14 protein-coding genes and 2 tRNA genes are annotated in these 14621 nt (G+C 66.2%); 10 read left to right on the top strand and 6 right to left on the bottom strand.

Annotated elements, in window-relative coordinates; genetic code table 11:
• Window positions 1–78: 78 nt before the first annotated feature.
• The 3 genes from epsC to BKH28_RS10095 all read right to left on the bottom strand — a co-directional run bounded on the left by epsC (window position 79) and on the right by BKH28_RS10095 (window position 3046).
• A complete protein-coding gene (gene epsC / locus BKH28_RS10105) occupies window positions 79–654 on the bottom strand; it encodes a serine O-acetyltransferase EpsC (protein ID WP_075418679.1) in 576 nt (191 codons plus the stop codon).
• A 125-nt stretch (window positions 655–779) separates the two neighbouring features.
• Window positions 780–1709 (bottom strand): cysteine synthase A, encoded by a 930-nt coding sequence (gene cysK / locus BKH28_RS10100; protein WP_075418678.1) that lies wholly within the window; start codon window positions 1707–1709, stop codon window positions 780–782.
• A gap of 548 nt (window positions 1710–2257) precedes the next feature.
• A complete protein-coding gene (locus BKH28_RS10095; protein WP_075418677.1) occupies window positions 2258–3046 on the bottom strand; it encodes an IMPACT family protein in 789 nt (262 codons plus the stop codon).
• Between the two features lie 155 nt (window positions 3047–3201).
• Between BKH28_RS10095 and rpmF the strand changes: the two genes are divergently transcribed.
• The 6 genes from rpmF (at window position 3202) to tig (ending at window position 6885) form a co-directional block, all read left to right on the top strand.
• Window positions 3202–3366, top strand: a complete 165-nt coding sequence (gene rpmF / locus BKH28_RS10090) for a 50S ribosomal protein L32 (RefSeq protein ID WP_003784449.1) — start codon at window positions 3202–3204, stop codon at window positions 3364–3366.
• A 34-nt stretch (window positions 3367–3400) separates the two neighbouring features.
• Window positions 3401–3471 (top strand) — tRNA-Gly (locus BKH28_RS10085).
• A gap of 48 nt (window positions 3472–3519) precedes the next feature.
• Window positions 3520–3593 (top strand) — tRNA-Pro (locus BKH28_RS10080).
• Between the two features lie 41 nt (window positions 3594–3634).
• On the top strand, window positions 3635–4153 hold the full coding sequence (locus tag BKH28_RS10075) for a hypothetical protein (RefSeq protein WP_075418676.1): 519 nt from the start codon (window positions 3635–3637) through the stop codon (window positions 4151–4153).
• Between the two features lie 8 nt (window positions 4154–4161).
• The gene (locus BKH28_RS10070; RefSeq protein WP_075418675.1) at window positions 4162–4986 is read left to right on the top strand and encodes a hypothetical protein; all 825 of its coding nucleotides are present in this window, start codon (window positions 4162–4164) and stop codon (window positions 4984–4986) included.
• Between the two features lie 534 nt (window positions 4987–5520).
• Window positions 5521–6885 carry a trigger factor gene (gene tig / locus BKH28_RS10065; protein WP_075418674.1) on the top strand — a complete coding sequence of 455 codons (1365 nt, stop codon included), beginning with the start codon at window positions 5521–5523 and terminating at the stop codon, window positions 6883–6885.
• Between the two features lie 170 nt (window positions 6886–7055).
• On the opposite strand, the gene BKH28_RS10060 is transcribed toward tig, so the two are convergent.
• Both BKH28_RS10060 and BKH28_RS10055 read right to left on the bottom strand, forming a co-directional pair.
• A complete protein-coding gene (locus tag BKH28_RS10060; RefSeq protein WP_075418673.1) occupies window positions 7056–8189 on the bottom strand; it encodes a glycosyltransferase family 2 protein in 1134 nt (377 codons plus the stop codon).
• Between the two features lie 567 nt (window positions 8190–8756).
• Window positions 8757–9125 (bottom strand): cupin domain-containing protein, encoded by a 369-nt coding sequence (locus tag BKH28_RS10055; RefSeq protein ID WP_075418672.1) that lies wholly within the window; start codon window positions 9123–9125, stop codon window positions 8757–8759.
• Between the two features lie 319 nt (window positions 9126–9444).
• Here BKH28_RS10055 and BKH28_RS10050 point away from each other — a divergent pair, with 319 nt between their 5' ends.
• The 4 genes from BKH28_RS10050 to BKH28_RS10035 all read left to right on the top strand — a co-directional run bounded on the left by BKH28_RS10050 (window position 9445) and on the right by BKH28_RS10035 (window position 12645).
• Window positions 9445–10083 carry an ATP-dependent Clp protease proteolytic subunit gene (locus tag BKH28_RS10050; protein ID WP_003786603.1) on the top strand — a complete coding sequence of 213 codons (639 nt, stop codon included), beginning with the start codon at window positions 9445–9447 and terminating at the stop codon, window positions 10081–10083.
• A gap of 1 nt (window position 10084) precedes the next feature.
• Window positions 10085–10759, top strand: coding sequence for an ATP-dependent Clp protease proteolytic subunit (locus BKH28_RS10045; RefSeq protein WP_075418671.1), 675 nt, complete (start codon window positions 10085–10087; stop codon window positions 10757–10759).
• Between the two features lie 255 nt (window positions 10760–11014).
• The gene (clpX, locus tag BKH28_RS10040) at window positions 11015–12316 is read left to right on the top strand and encodes an ATP-dependent Clp protease ATP-binding subunit ClpX (RefSeq protein WP_075418670.1); all 1302 of its coding nucleotides are present in this window, start codon (window positions 11015–11017) and stop codon (window positions 12314–12316) included.
• Complete coding sequence (locus BKH28_RS10035; protein ID WP_075418669.1) at window positions 12313–12645, top strand: chorismate mutase; 333 nt, start codon at window positions 12313–12315, stop codon at window positions 12643–12645. The genes clpX and BKH28_RS10035 overlap by 4 nt, the downstream gene beginning before the upstream one ends.
• A gap of 58 nt (window positions 12646–12703) precedes the next feature.
• On the opposite strand, the gene BKH28_RS10030 is transcribed toward BKH28_RS10035, so the two are convergent.
• The gene (locus BKH28_RS10030) at window positions 12704–14605 is read right to left on the bottom strand and encodes an AMP-dependent synthetase/ligase (RefSeq protein WP_075418668.1); all 1902 of its coding nucleotides are present in this window, start codon (window positions 14603–14605) and stop codon (window positions 12704–12706) included.
• Window positions 14606–14621: the final 16 nt, after the last annotated feature.

Here is a 14621-nt window from a genome sequence, read left to right as displayed (position 1 = left end):
GCTCAGCGGGTGCCCCAGGGGCTTGCCGGAATACTCGAGGGACGGCATGAGGCGGTCTCCGGGCCACTGAGAGGCGGCTCAGATGTAGATGGTCGGATCCATCATGAGCTCGGGGTCGGTGCGAGGGTCGCGGGCTCGGCTGGGTACGCCCACGGCGACATAGCCCTGCGGGAGGTTCTTCACCAGGACCGCGTTGGCACCCACCTTGGCCCCGTCCTCGACGACGACCGGCCCCAGGACCTTGGCGCCGGCTCCGATCTGCACATTGTTGCCGATGGTGGGATGACGCTTGCCGGGGCTCATCGACACCCCGCCCAGTGTCACTCCGTGGAACAGCAGGACGTCGTCGCCGACCTCGGCCGTCTCGCCGATGACCACGCCCATGCCGTGGTCGATGAAGAAGCGCTCACCGATGACTGCGGCCGGGTGGATCTCGATACCGGTGAAGTTTCGGGCGGCCTGAGACAGGGCGCGCGCCGCGAAGCGGTGCCCCTTGTGCCACAGCTTGTGGGCGGCCCGGTGCGCCCACAGGGCGTGGACGCCCGGGTAGAGGAGGGCCACCTCCACGTTGGAACGGGCGGCGGGATCGCGCCTGCGGGCCGTGGCTAGGTCTTCGCGGGCCAGGTCCAGAAGGGACCGTTCGGAGTTGTGCATGGTGTGCTCCTCTGGTGGGTGACGGTGCGGCCCAGGTCGGCTTGTGAGCCTTCACCTCACCCGCTGCGCCGGTGACAACACCGACGGCGGCTCACCTGTTCCCAGGATCGCCGCCGTCGGGGCCGTCAGTCGAGGTAGTCCTTGAACAGAGGCGTGGACAGGTAGCGCTCACCGGTGTCCGGCAGGACGGTGACGATGGTCTTGCCCTCCAGCTCGGGGCGCCTGGCCAGCTCGCTGGCGGCGGCCAGAGCAGCGCCCGAGGAGATCCCCACGAGGAGGCCCTCCTCCGCCGCGGCACGGCGTGCGTAGGTGATGGCGACGTCGGAGTCGATGTGGAGCAGCTCGTCCCAGATGCCCTGGTCGAGGATCTCGGGAACCACGTTGGGGCCCAGACCCTGGATCTTGTGGGGTGCGGCCTGCCCCTCGCTCAGCAGCGGGGACTCGGAGGGCTCGACGCCGTAGATCCTTACCCCGGGCTTCTCCTGGCGCAGAACCTGGCCCACACCGGTCAGCGTGCCCCCGGTGCCGATGCCGGCTACGAAGACGTCGATGTCACCCCCGGTCTGCTCCAGGATCTCCCGGGCCGTGGTCTCGCGGTGGACCTTGGGGTTGGCGGGGTTGGTGAACTGGGATGCCAGGATCGAGTTGGGGATGGCCGCCTGGATCTCCTCAGCACGCTTGACCGCCCCGGCCACGCCGCCCTCAGTGGTCAGCACCAGCTCCGCACCGAAGGCGCGCATGATCGCCCGGCGCTCCTTGGACATGGTCTCGGGCATGGTGATGATCACCTTGTAGCCCAGGGCCGCACCCACCATGGCCAGGCCGACTCCGGTGTTCCCGGAGGTCGCCTCCACGATGGTGCCGCCGGGCTTGAGGTCACCGGACTCCTCTGCGGCGCGCACGATGGACAGAGCGATGCGGTCCTTGACCGAGGCGGCCGGCTCGAAGGCCTCCACCTTGGCCAGGACGGTGGCGGGGGCTCCATCGGTGACACGGTTGATGCGGACCAGGGGAGTGTTGCCGACCAGGGCGGTTGCGTTAGGTGCGTACGTCATAGTGATGTCCTTCGGATGTGGGTTGGGTGAGCCCTGTGGCTGCGGTGACCGGCGGCGCTGCGCGATGAGGCGACGTCGGGCCCGCAAGAGCTCGTGAGAGGAAGAGAAATGGGGACGGTCCGCGTCCGTCAGGGGTGGCCACGTCGTACGGAGTGGCTCAAACAGCAGGGGTGACCGCCTGCTCCGGGAGCGCCGGGCATGCGCGCAGCGGTACGCGCACAGATGTCATGGCCTGGCGCCCTACCGACACCGGCAGCAGCACGCGGGCGCGATGGGCATGGAGGACATGGCGGACACGGTGCACATGACGGTCATAACCATCACGGGTCCTCCTCTGTTCCTCAAGGCGACTGACTGCGCCTGCCTGGGCGTGACTGCTCATAGGGTCGTCCGGGGCTTGGTGCCCCGGCCGTTGGCGAGAACCCTACCCCGTGACCGACGGCGATCGCCACATCCGTCCGTCATCTGTTCGCATCGTGGTCGCGTACCCGTTGACGATCACGCGTGCCGCGAGGGCGTCTCAGGGGGATCGGGGAGCCCGATCGTCGTCAGGTCGGGGACACAGGTACTTCGACCAGCCGGCTGCCGGCCGGTTCGGCCCTCCCCTCGCCGCGAGTCAGGGCCGCCAGCGGAGCCTGCAGGAGCGCAGGATCGGCGCAGGAGGTGGCCAGTACGAGGACCGCGTGGGTCGGTCCCCAGATCGTCTCCTCAACGCGAATGGTCGGGACCGGGATGGTGGCACTGTCCTCCACCGTTGGCCCCGAAGTCGCGGTGCGATCGCGGGAGCGCAGCTCGGCCTCGATCCTGCCGGCCTGAGCCACTGGCACCCGCAGGTCCCATAGGTGAAGCCGGGTCAGGGTGACGCGTGCGGCCGCATGCAGTGCTTGAGCGGTTGCCTCGGAGTAGGCGCGTACCAGGCCGCCGGTTCCCAGGAGCGTTCCGCCGAAGTAGCGGGTGACGACGACGGTCGTGTTGGCCAGTCCCGTTCCCCGCAGCACGTCGAGCATGGGCTGGCCGGCTGTGCCGGAGGGCTCGCCGTCGTCGTTGGAGCGCTCGGTGGGCGGGGGAGGGGCGGCCAGGGAGTGTCCGTCCGAGAGGTCGGTGAGCGTCAGTGCCGAGCAGTGGTGGCGTGCGTCGGGGTAGGTGGAGCGCACGCTTGCGATGAAGTCGCGGGCCTCACTCATGGAGTCCGTGCGACAGGCGCGCGCCAGGAAGTGGGACTTCTTGATCTCCACGTCGATCTCGGGCTGCTCCCCGTGGGCCAGAGTGATGAGCCCGGGGGATCCCTGCTCTTGAGATGGTTGGTGCGATGGTGTGTGAGGGGCTTGCGGGGCCATGGCAGGATCCTCGCACGGAGCGGCTGCGGGACCGATGTCACACGTATTGAGGCGGTCCTGGACTGGAAGCGGTCCCGGCGATGTCGTTATGGTGTCCCTCGGTCCAGTTTCGAGGGGTCGTCCGATCCCCAGGTTCATGAGAGAGGAGCGGGCCCATGGCAGTGCCGAAGCGGAAGATGTCCCGCAGCAACACCCGCAACCGCCGCTCACAGTGGAAGGCCAAGCTCACCGAGCTCAACACCATCCGCGTCCAGGGCCGCGAGATCTCCGTGCCTCGCCGTCTGGCGCGGGCCTACAAGGAGGGCCTCATCGAGCAGTGAGGTTGCCGGTGGAGGGGTGAAACCCTTCATCCATGCGGGTGTAGCTCAATGGTAGAGCCTCTGCCTTCCAAGCAGATTGCGCGGGTTCGATTCCCGTCACCCGCTCTGTGAGCCGAAAGGGGCCGCTCCTCGGCGGTCCCTTTCGTCACGCCACGGGCTGTGGCGCAGTTTGGTAGCGCACCTGCTTTGGGAGCAGGGGGCCGCGGGTTCAAATCCCGCCAGCCCGACCGGAGAACCCCGGCACGATCATCATCAGGAAGGAGGCGTGATGGCTGACAGCATCATCCCGGCTCTCGGGGCGTGGTGGCGCAGCAAGGGGCAGCGGCGCGACGCCGGCGCGTTCCTTCCAGCCGGGGCTTCAACCACTCCCTACGACGGCTCTGCCGTCCCGGTAGGCTCCCGCCGGTTCACCTTCGAGATCGCCTACTCGGCCGATGCGGGCTCCCAGCTGGACCTGCGCGTGAACTGGTTCAGTGAGGCGAAAAAGAAGGTCTCTGGCCCGTTCGACTTGAAGAGTGCGCCGCTGGCTGCGGGGCAGGGGGCGACGGTCGTCGCGGAGGTTGAACTGCCCGCTAACCCGAGTCCCCTGTGGCTTCCGTCCGTTAGCGTCCCTGCGGCAGCGAGCGACGTCCTGGTCTCATCGCTGAAGGTGTATGAGACTCCGGTCCCGCCGGCCCCGGCCGGCCCGTCCGTGACTGTGTGGGATGGGGGCCGTGAGGTCGCGGCGACCGTGACTGTGTGGGACGGGGAGAAGGAGATCCCCGTCAGTATCCAGATCCAGGCATAAGGGGAGTCATGGCAGACGAGAAGACCGAGTACTGCGGGCCGTCACAGGTAACCATCAACATTGGGGCATCGGGGGTGAAGATCAACGATGAGGGGAAGCCGCAGGCCCCGGCCGGAGACCTGTCGGCGTACGTCACCCGTGAGGCGGCGGACGCCGCCTACGCGACCAAGATTCAGGTCAACGGCATGGGTGACAGCATCCGTGCTACGCGGAACACCGCGGAGCAGACGAAGGCCGACGCGGCGAAGGCCGCCGAGGTGGCAGGGCAGGCTGAGGCGCTGACGCAGCAGCTTGCCCGGAACATGGTCCGGTTCGCGCCGGTGGTCCGCCTCGATGCGGGTCAGCCGGTCCCGGCCGGCACTCCGCTGGGGGCGGTCATCGTCCGCTCGGCGGATCCCGTATCCGCGAGCCCGACCCTGTTCCCGCCGATCAGTGAGTGGCCGAAGGTGAGCGCAGCGGAGACCGGCGACGGTGTGCGCCTGGACTCCCAGTACCCGGTGCTCGCTCCTGGCCTGGACCAGTTGAAGCCCTCGGAGGGGACGTGGCACCTGACTGTGCGCTACTCCTACCCGGGTGGGAACTTCGGTGAGGAGGAGGGGCAGGCGGCCCTGTACACGGCTCGCCGCTTCCAGGAGGCCGGGCACCCGGCGCAGGTTGACCAGGGCGCCAAGATCACAGACCTGACCGTCCGGAAGGGCGACCATCAGGTGCTCGAACTGGATATCCGGCCGCGTGAGGTTGACCCGAGCGTGGGTGACGTGTGGGGCGTCTGGTTGGAGGCTCCAATCCCGTCGTTGACGGTTCACGACGTCGTTCTACGCCGTACTGTCTGACGGCTGAGATGGCTTCTTGAACAGCTAGGCGCCTCCGCTACCTACCCGGGTAGTGGGGGCGCTTTCGTCGTCTCTGAGGGTGCGTTTTTGGCTTGATTCCGGGGTCTGCGTGGCGTCTCGGAAACATGGCGCGTTGATGGCTGGTTTTGGGATGGCTGGTCAGTGGTTCGGTGAGTGTTTTCAGGGGGTCACCCTTGGGATGTCACCTGCTTTGGGAGCGGGGGCCGCGGGTTGAAATCCCGCCAGCCCGACTCCTCGTCCTGTGGGCGACAGCATGATGTCCAGGTCGTCTCAGGGGTGCGTCGATGCCGGATGTGTGGCTCGTGAATATGTCGATGCGGCCGACGGCCATGACGCACCGTGCCCGGCGTCTCCGCCTGTGTCCAGACTCATGCGCCAGGTGCGGGCGCAGCATCGATCCCACTGCCCGTTTGCCCTAAGATGGCACGGATTGACGCCACAGACGCGCGTCGGCCGAACACCTCCGAGCGTGTCGGTGTTACCGCAGAACTCAGACCTATGGGAGCAACCCCCGTGAAGACCACTGTCGAGAATCTTGACCCCAGCCGCATCAAGCTGACCGTCGAGGTCCCCTATGAGGAGCTCAAGCCCAGCCTGGATGCCGCCTACAAGGAGATCGGCTCCCAGATCCAGGTCCCCGGCTTCCGTCGCGGTCACGTCCCCAACCGGGTCATCGACCAGCGTGTCGGTCGTGGGGCCGTCATCCAGGAGGCCGTCAACAACAAGCTCTCCGACTTCTACCGGGACGCCATCACCGAGGCCGAGCGGGTCCCCATGCTCCAGCCCGAGGTCGACGTCGTCGAGCTGCCCAACGCCACCGGTGAGAACGGCGGCCAGCTCGCCTTCACCGCTGAGGTCACCGTTCGGCCCGTCATCGAGCTGCCGGACCTGAGCAAGACCAAGCTGACCGTGGACGCCGTCGAGGTCACTGACGAGGACGTCGACACCGAGCTGGACAACCTGCGTGCCCGATTCGGCTCGCTGAAGTCCGTGGGTCGCAAGGCCAAGACCGGTGACTTCGTCACCATCGACCTCAAGGCCGTCATCGACGGCGAGGAGGTCGACTCCATCTCCGGCGTCTCCTACGAGATCGGCAAGGGCAACATGCTCAAGGGCCTAGACACCGCTCTGCGCGGTCTGAAGACCGACGAGTCCGCCACCTTCACCACTGAGCTGGCCGGCGGCGAGCACGCTGGTGAGCAGGCCGAGGTCACGGTGACCGCCACCGCCGTCAAGCAGCGTGAGCTGCCCAAGGTCGACGACGAGTTCGCCCAGCTCGCCTCCGAGTTCGACACCGTCGAGGAGCTGCGCGAGGACCTCGTCAAGCAGGTCACCGAGCGCAAGACCGGCGAGCAGGCAGTCGCCGCCCGTGATGCTCTCCTGGAGCACCTGCGCAGCGAGGTCACCTTCGATGTGCCTGAGGCCGTCGTTGAGGCCGAGGTCGCCCAGCACCTTCGGGCCGAGGGCAAGGAGGGCGACGAGGAGCACGCCAAGGAGATCCGCGAGGACATCGTCACCGGTGTGCGCGACCAGATCATCCTTGATGTCCTGGCTGAGGATCTCAAGGTCGGGGTGGCTCAGGACGAGCTCCTGGAGTTCCTCTTCCAGACCGCTCAGCAGTACGGCATGGAGCCCGCCCAGTTCCTCCAGGGTGCTCAGCAGGCCGGTCAGATTCCCGCCTTCGTCTCCGAGGTCGCTCGCAACAAGTCGCTGGCCATGGCGCTGCGCCAGGCTGCAGTGGTTGATTCCAAGGGTGAGACCGTGGACCTGTCCGCCTTCATCGGTTCTGATGAGGATGACGCCGCCGCGGCAGCAGAGGCCGCTGCCGTTGCTGCGGCGCAGGACGCCGACTCCGCTGAGGACGACGACGCCGAGTGAGTCCACGGCGCTCGGACGCATGAGTTGACGTGCGTTCCCGCCGCTCACGCGGGACGCTCCGTGTCAAAGAGATGGGCCCACCTTCTGGAAGAAGGTGGGCCCATTGCCGTATGGAGAGGCGTTGTTGGGACGGGGCTGCCTGCGTCGGCTGGACGTGTCCCGGATGAGAATCAGCTCGCCGTGACAAGTTCCTTGCGCTTGGGACGGATGACTCCGAAGTTGCGCTCAGGAATCGCCATTTTGAAATAGTAGGCAACCCCGATGGGAACCACGATGAGACTGACGAAGAGACAGTAGAACGGCTGGAAGATCAGCCACTTGTTGCCGTGGTCCCAGTGAAGCCACACGATAGCGGCGTAGTAGATGAACAGTGCGAGCAGAAGCGTCCATCCGGGATTCACAACGGCTATCCACCTGAGGACGAACATGCTGATCACCACGATGCCGCTGTACAGCCACAGGAAGGGGTGCTGGAAGACGAATCTGAAATTGACGATGAATAGTCTGAAGGAACCACCGCTCCATGCGATCCGCTGGCGCCACCAGGCGTACAGCGTGTCGGGTGCATTGGTGTTGACGTGGGCAAGAATATGGACGGCCTTGTAACCCAGTGCGTCTCCGATGATTCCGGACTCGATGTCATTTCCCTGGAAGAACAGCGAGTGGCGGGCCATGATCTGACGCATGACGTCGGTCTTGCCAATATGAAGGGCGCCGCTGAGCAGCCATGGCATGATCCTGCGGGCGCGCATTGAGACGACGTATTCGTGGCGCTGCATCTGGACGATGAAGGGGCCCTTTTTCTGGGGCACGATGGTCACCGAGGCGAAGTCGGCCTTATTGGCCACCAGGGCGCCAATGATGTGGGTCAGCGGCTCCTGCGCCGTGGTGTCGGCATCAAGGCAGACAATGTAGGAGTTGAGAGGCGCGGCCAGCAGTGCGTCACGTACGACTGTGTCCCGGGTGATGCCCGAGGTGCTTCGCTTGCGCCCCACCTTGCGCGGGACGTAATCGCTGCGGAAAATCCTGAATCCATAGCGAATGGCGATGTCCTCAAGATCGCGGTAGAACTCCTCAGACTCACCGGAGGTGGTGCACAGGACTACTCGATTGCCGTAGGGGCGTAGGTAATCCGCGTTCTGCAGGTACTTGACATTGCCGTAGATCGGTACGAGGACGCTGAAGTCATCTGAGGTGATGTTCGAGTTCAGCTCCACAGCCTTGTACCACTTTGAGGTGATGCCGGCCCAGATATCAATTCCGATCCAGAAAAGAATTCCCACCAGCAGGGTAATGACGATCATGCGGTGGTCCTCTCTGGTACATGGAGTTGTGCGAGCGTGCTGAACACGGGTAACCCCTTACTGGGTGGTGCGGCAGGCGGAAAAGACGTGCTGTTCGAGTAGGGACGGGGTTATTGAATGTTAAAAGAATGTGGTAGGCTGACGACGGTGAGGAGCGGAGCTTTGGTGGCCGTCAGGCAGGCGGATGCTCCAGCGTTCTCGGGTGGATAAAATCGATGGTGCCACGCCCGTCTCGCTGATGCCACGGTGTGGGAAGCGGGTCACGTTAAGATCTCGGGCGCCTACAATCTAACCTACGGACGATTTAGTTTTCCTACAAGGGTACGTGAGTTGGCTTACCGCCGCTTCGCCTCCGGGTGCTCGAGTGAGGCGCAACACTGCGCGTCATGCTCCAGATGAAGTCCGGTTGCCCGGGTGCTGCGACGCGCCTGGACAGGGTGTTTGATTTAGTGGATCTCACAAGGATGTGGGGTGGGGGCGAACACCTCAGTGCTTCGCTCCCCACCCCATGCGGTGGCGGCCGTCGACCGGCCGGCTGCTGATTGGTGGCGGTTGCCCGCTCCTGGGCTACTTCTCGGTCGCCGCAACGACCTTGTCGACGTCGACCATCACCAGCTGCATGCGGCACGGCGTCACGGCCGTCAGGGCGTGACGGTCGCCGGGTGCCAGATAGATGACGTCCCCGGCTCCCATCCTCTCGGTGCGCTCGCCGATGGAGAAGTCCATCTCGCCCTCCAGGAGCGTGACGATCACTGCCCGGGGGGAGGAGTGTTCGGTGAGGACCTGACCGGCGTCGAAGGTGAAGACGACGGTGCGCAGGATGTCGTTATTGACGACGACCCGCGAGGTGGTGGCCTCCTCGGAGATGGGGAGAGTGGCATTGAGACCGAGCCGGAACAGGGACTCGGTGGATGGGGTGCTGGATGAGGGGGGCATGTGTGCTCCTTCGGTGCTGGACGATGTGGGTGATGAGGGCGGTGAGGGTTGTGAGGGCCGAGTCGACCACGCCATGAGGCTGTGGCATCCCGGGTGCCGGACGACGACCGTCAGGGCAGACAGTACCGGTGACGCGGCCGAGGGGTGCTCCGTCGGGGCTCCGACCACCTGAGGAGACGCCGTGATCGTAGAGGGATGCTCGATGTGGGTCCTCCCTCGGCCGGTGCACCTGCGCCGTTGGCGAAAAGGGTGCGATGGCGGGCATGGTGGCCGGGGCCGTCGCGTTAGCGTTGGCGACACCGACCATGAGAGGACTGACGTGAGCGAGCTCTACACACCCGCTGCGGTCGCCCCTCCCCAGGCAGCCGACGCCGCTGGCGCGGGTCTGGGGTTGACCGACTCCATCTATAACCGACTCCTCAAGGAGCGCATCATCTGGCTCGGATCCGAGGTGCGTGACGACAACGCCAACGCCATCTGCGCTCAGATGCTTCTGCTGGCCGCCGAGGATCCCGAGCGGGACATCTACCTCTACATCAACAGCCCCGGTGGTTCGGTGACTGCCGGTATGGCCATCTACGACACCATGCAGTACGTCCAGCCCGACGTCGCCACCGTGGCCACGGGCCTGGCCGCCTCCATGGGACAGCACCTGCTGTCGGCCGGTGCCAAGGGCAAGCGCTACCTCACCCCGCACGCCCGCGTGCTCATGCACCAGCCCTCCGGCGGTGCAGGGGGCTCCGCCACCGACATCCGCATCAACGCCGACCTCATCATCAAGATGAAGCAGGAGCTCGCAGAGATCACCGCGGCCAACACCGGGCACACGGTGGAGGAGATCATCGCCGATTCCGACCGCGACCACTGGTTCTCGGCCCAGGAGGCCCTGGAGTACGGCTTCGTCGACCACATCGTGCGCTCCAGCCGGGAGATCGGCAAGCAGAACGGAGACAACTGACATGTCCTCGACCCGTCCCTACTTCGAGGCCATCGCCCGCCAGGCCGGTGCCATGCCGCAGGCCCGCTACGTGCTGCCCCAGTTCGAGGAGCGCACCGCCTACGGCTTCAAGCGTCAGGACCCCTACGCCAAGCTCTTCGAGGACCGCATCGTCTTCATGGGCGTCCAGGTCGACGACGCCTCCGCCGATGACATCATGGCCCAGCTCCTGGTCCTGGAGTCCCAGGACCCCGACGGCCTCATCACCATGTACATCAACAGCCCCGGTGGATCCTTCACGGCACTGACAGCCATCTACGACACCATGCAGTACATCAAGCCGCAGGTGCAGACCGTCTGCCTGGGGCAGGCGGCCTCCGCCGCCGCCGTGCTCCTGGCCGCAGGCAGCGAGGGCAAGCGCCTGGCGCTGCCCAACGCGCGCGTCCTCATCCACCAGCCCGCCATGGAGGGGATGCAGGGGCAGGCCAGCGACATCGAGATCGTCGCGAACGAGATCGACCGCATGCGCTCCTGGCTGGAGGACACCCTGGCCGCGCACACCGGTCGGGACCGAGAGAAGATCCACGCCGATCTCGAGCGCGACAAGATTCTCACGGCCACAGCCGCCAAGGAGTACGGGATCGTGGACCAGGTGCTCACGTCTCGCAAGGCCCCGGCCTCCCCGCACTCCTCCTGAGGAGTTGTCGGGGTGCTGACCGGGCAATCGACGCTGTGCTGATACTGCGTGCGGTGCTCCCCTCCGCGATCGGCGGGAGCGCCGCACGCACAGTCGGTGGAAATAAAACTCGCAAACGCTGGCAGCGTGTTGCTCAACGTGGCATATTGCGGACTGGACACGCCGCCATGTCCTCGGCGCACCTGCCGACTCAGCCCGTAGGCTGACGCAGGGCCGCCCGGGCGCGGGGGGCCGATGACGAACCTGGAGGAAACTGTGGCACGTAACGCTGAGAGTGTGGATCTGCTCAAGTGCTCCTTCTGCGGCAAGAGCCAGAAGCAGGTCAAGAAGCTCATCGCCGGGCCCGGTGTCTACATCTGTGACGAGTGCATCGAGCTGTGTAACGAGATCGTCGATGAGGAGCTGAGCGACTCCGGCGCCGGTGTGCCTCTCGAGTTGCCCAAGCCCCAGGAGATCTTCGACTTCCTCAACCAGTACGTCATCGGTCAGGAGGCCGCCAAGCGCGCCATGAGCGTGGCGGTGTACAACCACTACAAGCGTGTCCAGGTCAAGGAGCGCTCCGTGGCTGAGGGCGACGGCCTGGAGCTGGGCAAGTCCAACATCCTCCTGCTGGGCCCCACCGGGACCGGTAAGACACATCTGGCCCGAACGCTGGCTCGCCTCCTCGACGTCCCCTTCGCCATCGTGGATGCCACGGCTCTGACCGAGGCGGGGTATGTCGGTGAGGACGTGGAGAACATCCTCCTCAAGCTCATTCAGGCCGCTGACGGCGACGTCAAGCGTGCTGAGAAGGGCATCATCTACATCGACGAGATCGACAAGATCGGTCGCAAGGCGGAGAACCCCTCGATCACCCGCGACGTCTCGGGTGAGGGCGTTCAGCAGGCACTGCTCAAGATCATCGAGGGGACAACGGCCTCCGTGCCGCCCGGCGGCGGGCGCAAGCACCCGCACCAGGAGTTCCTGGAGATCGACACCACCAATATTCTCTTCATCGCCGCCGGCGCCTTCGCCGGTATCGAGGAGATCGTGCGCCAGCGTCAGCGCAAGGAGTCCGGTGCCCAGATGGTGGGCTTCGGGGCGCAGCTGACCAGTAGCACCGGCTCGCAGGACGTCTTCACCTCGCCGGTGCGTCCCGAGGACCTTCACAAGTTCGGCCTGATTCCCGAGTTCATCGGCCGCCTGCCCGTCATCGCCACGGTCCAGGACCTGGGAGTGCGTGAGCTCGTACGCGTCATGACCGAGCCCAAGAACGCTCTGGTCTCGCAGTACCAGTACCTCTTCAGTCTCGACGGCGTCGAGCTGGAGCTGACCGATGCGGCCATTGAGGCGGTGGCCTCCCTCGCCCTGGAGCGCAAGACCGGTGCCCGTGGGCTGACCTCCATCGTCGAGGAGGTTCTGGGGCAGGCCATGTTCGAGGTCCCCTCTCTGCCTGAGGTCGGGCGCGTCGTCGTCGACGCCGATGCCGTCAGGGGTACCGGGAAGCCCAACTACCAGTCCGGATCGGGCACGTTGCGCTCGACGAACAAGGTGGGGGAGCGGAGTCGGACCGCATGAGCGAGGGGCAGGGCGGTGTTCCTCCGCAGCTGGCCGTCTACCGGGACACCATCGACAACCTCGACGCCGCCCTTGTCCATCTCCTGGCCGAACGCTTCCGCTGCACCCAGCAGGTCGGCCTGCTCAAAGCCCGGCTGGACCTGCCGCCGGCCGACCCCGGGCGCGAGAGGCAGCAGGTGGCGCGTCTGCGGGCCCTGGCCGAGGAGTCCGGTCTTGACCCGATCTTCGCCGAGAAGTTCTTCACCTTCATCGTCGCCGAGGTCATCCAGCACCACGAGGAGATCCGCGACGACCACGAGGCCGAGCGCACCAAGCCGACGGAGCCGTAGGAGTCAAGAGTTGATCCCGCGAGCAGCCGGGGGCGTCCGCCTCTGCCGTTGATCCTTCTCAGTTCTGCGACGGTGAGACAGTGGTGCTGGGGACGAGCGGCGTACGCGTGTAGAGAGCCTCGATCTCGGCCGAGAAGCGCTTCTCCGCCTCGGCGCGACGCACCTTGAGCGAGGGGGTCAGCAGGCCGTTGGCCACCGTGAAGTCCGTGGGCAGCACCTCGAAGGTGCGGATCGACTCCGCCCGTGAAACCGCCTCATTGGTCCGGGCCACCGCCCTCTCCAGGGCGGCGCGTACCCGCGGGTCCCGGGCGGCGTCGACGACGGTCATCTCCTCCAGCCCGTGGGAGGACAGCCACAGCGGCAGCATCTCCGCATCCAGGGTGACGAGTGCCCCGACACATGGCCGGTTCTCGCCCACGACGAGCACCTGACTGACCAGCGGGTGACCCCGCAGACGGTCCTCCAGCGGGGCCGGAGCGACGTTCTTCCCCCCGGCGGTGACAATGAGCTCCTTCTTACGCCCGGTGATCCTCAGGAAGCCCTCGGCGCCTTCGAAGGAGCCGATGTCCCCGGTGCGCAGCCAGCCATCGGAGGTGAAGGCCTCGGCCGTGGCCTCGGGGTTGTCGTGGTAACCCGCGAAGGTGCCGATGCCTCGAACCAGGATCTCTCCGTCGTCATCCAGGCGGATCGCGCAGCCGGGAAGCGGGGTGCCGACCGTCCCGATCCGGGTGGCGTCTGGCAGGTTGACGCTGCACGGTCCCATGGTCTCGGTCAGGCCGTAGCCCTCCAGGACGGTGACCCCGGCGCCGCGGTAGAAGTGCCCCAGGCGCTCGCCCAGAGGCCCGCCCCCGGAGACCACGTGCGTGACCTGCCCTCCTAGTACGGAGCGCAGGGTGGAGAAGACGAGCCTGTCGAAGGCGGCGCGCTGAGCCTTGAGCCGGCGAGATGGTCCCTCGGGCGTGTCCAGGGCCCGCGAATAGGCGATCGCGGTCTTGGCCGCCAGGCGGAAGACCTTCTGCTTGGCGCCGGTCGCCTTGGCGTCCGCAGCGTTGTAGATCTTCTCGAAGACCCGTGGCACGGCCAGGACCGCCGTGGGTCGGAAGGAGCCCAGGTCGTTGACGAGATTACGCACGTCGGGCACGTGCCCCAGCACACCCGAGCGCGAGCAGACGATCGCGATCTCCACGAACCGGCCGAGCACATGGGCCAAGGGCAGGAACAGCAGGAAACGGACCTCGGCCCCGCCCAGGACCTCGGGTACGTGCGGGCAGACGTTGACGCATAGGTGCACGAGGTTGCCGTGGCTGAGCTCGACGCCCTTAGGGCGGCCGGTCGTGCCGGAGGTGTAGACGATCGTGGCCAAGGACTGTGAGGTCAGGGTCGCGGTGCGCCGGTCGAGCTCGCCGGCGTCCACGCCTCGACCGGACTTGATGAGCCCCGGGACGTCCTCGCGCTCGACGCACAGCACCTGCAGACTCTCCAGCTCGGGCACGGTGGAGGCCAGTGCGCCGACCATGGAGGCCATGGCCTCGTTCTCCACGATGATGAGCTTCACGCCGGCGTCGGTGAGGATCCACTGGGCCTGCTCGGCCGAGGAGGTCTCGTAGACGGGGACCACGACCAGGCCCGCCTCCCAGGCGGCGAAGTCCAGCAACGTCCACTCATACGACGTGTGCGACATGATGCCGACGGCGTCTCCGGGCTGAAGACCTCGGGCCACCAGTCCCGCGGCCACTTCACGCACCTGGGTGCGGAAGGCGCTGGCGCTCATCTCCCGCCAGCGCCGTCCCAAGGGGGACTTACGGGCGATGAGCCCGCCGTCGGGACTGCGGCGCACGCGCTCGGCCAGCGCCCAGGGTGTTGTCATGCCGTCATGAACCGGGACCAGGAGCTCGGTGGTGTGCTCTCCGGACGAGGCGGAGGGGTTGGAGTCGGCTGGTCGGGCGGAGGCGTCGGTCATGGTCGTAAGTATGCCC

This window comes from Actinomyces oris (assembly GCF_001937665.1).
GTDB lineage: Bacteria > Actinomycetota > Actinomycetes > Actinomycetales > Actinomycetaceae > Actinomyces > Actinomyces stomatis.
This window is presented reverse-complemented; position numbering and strand designations above follow the sequence as displayed.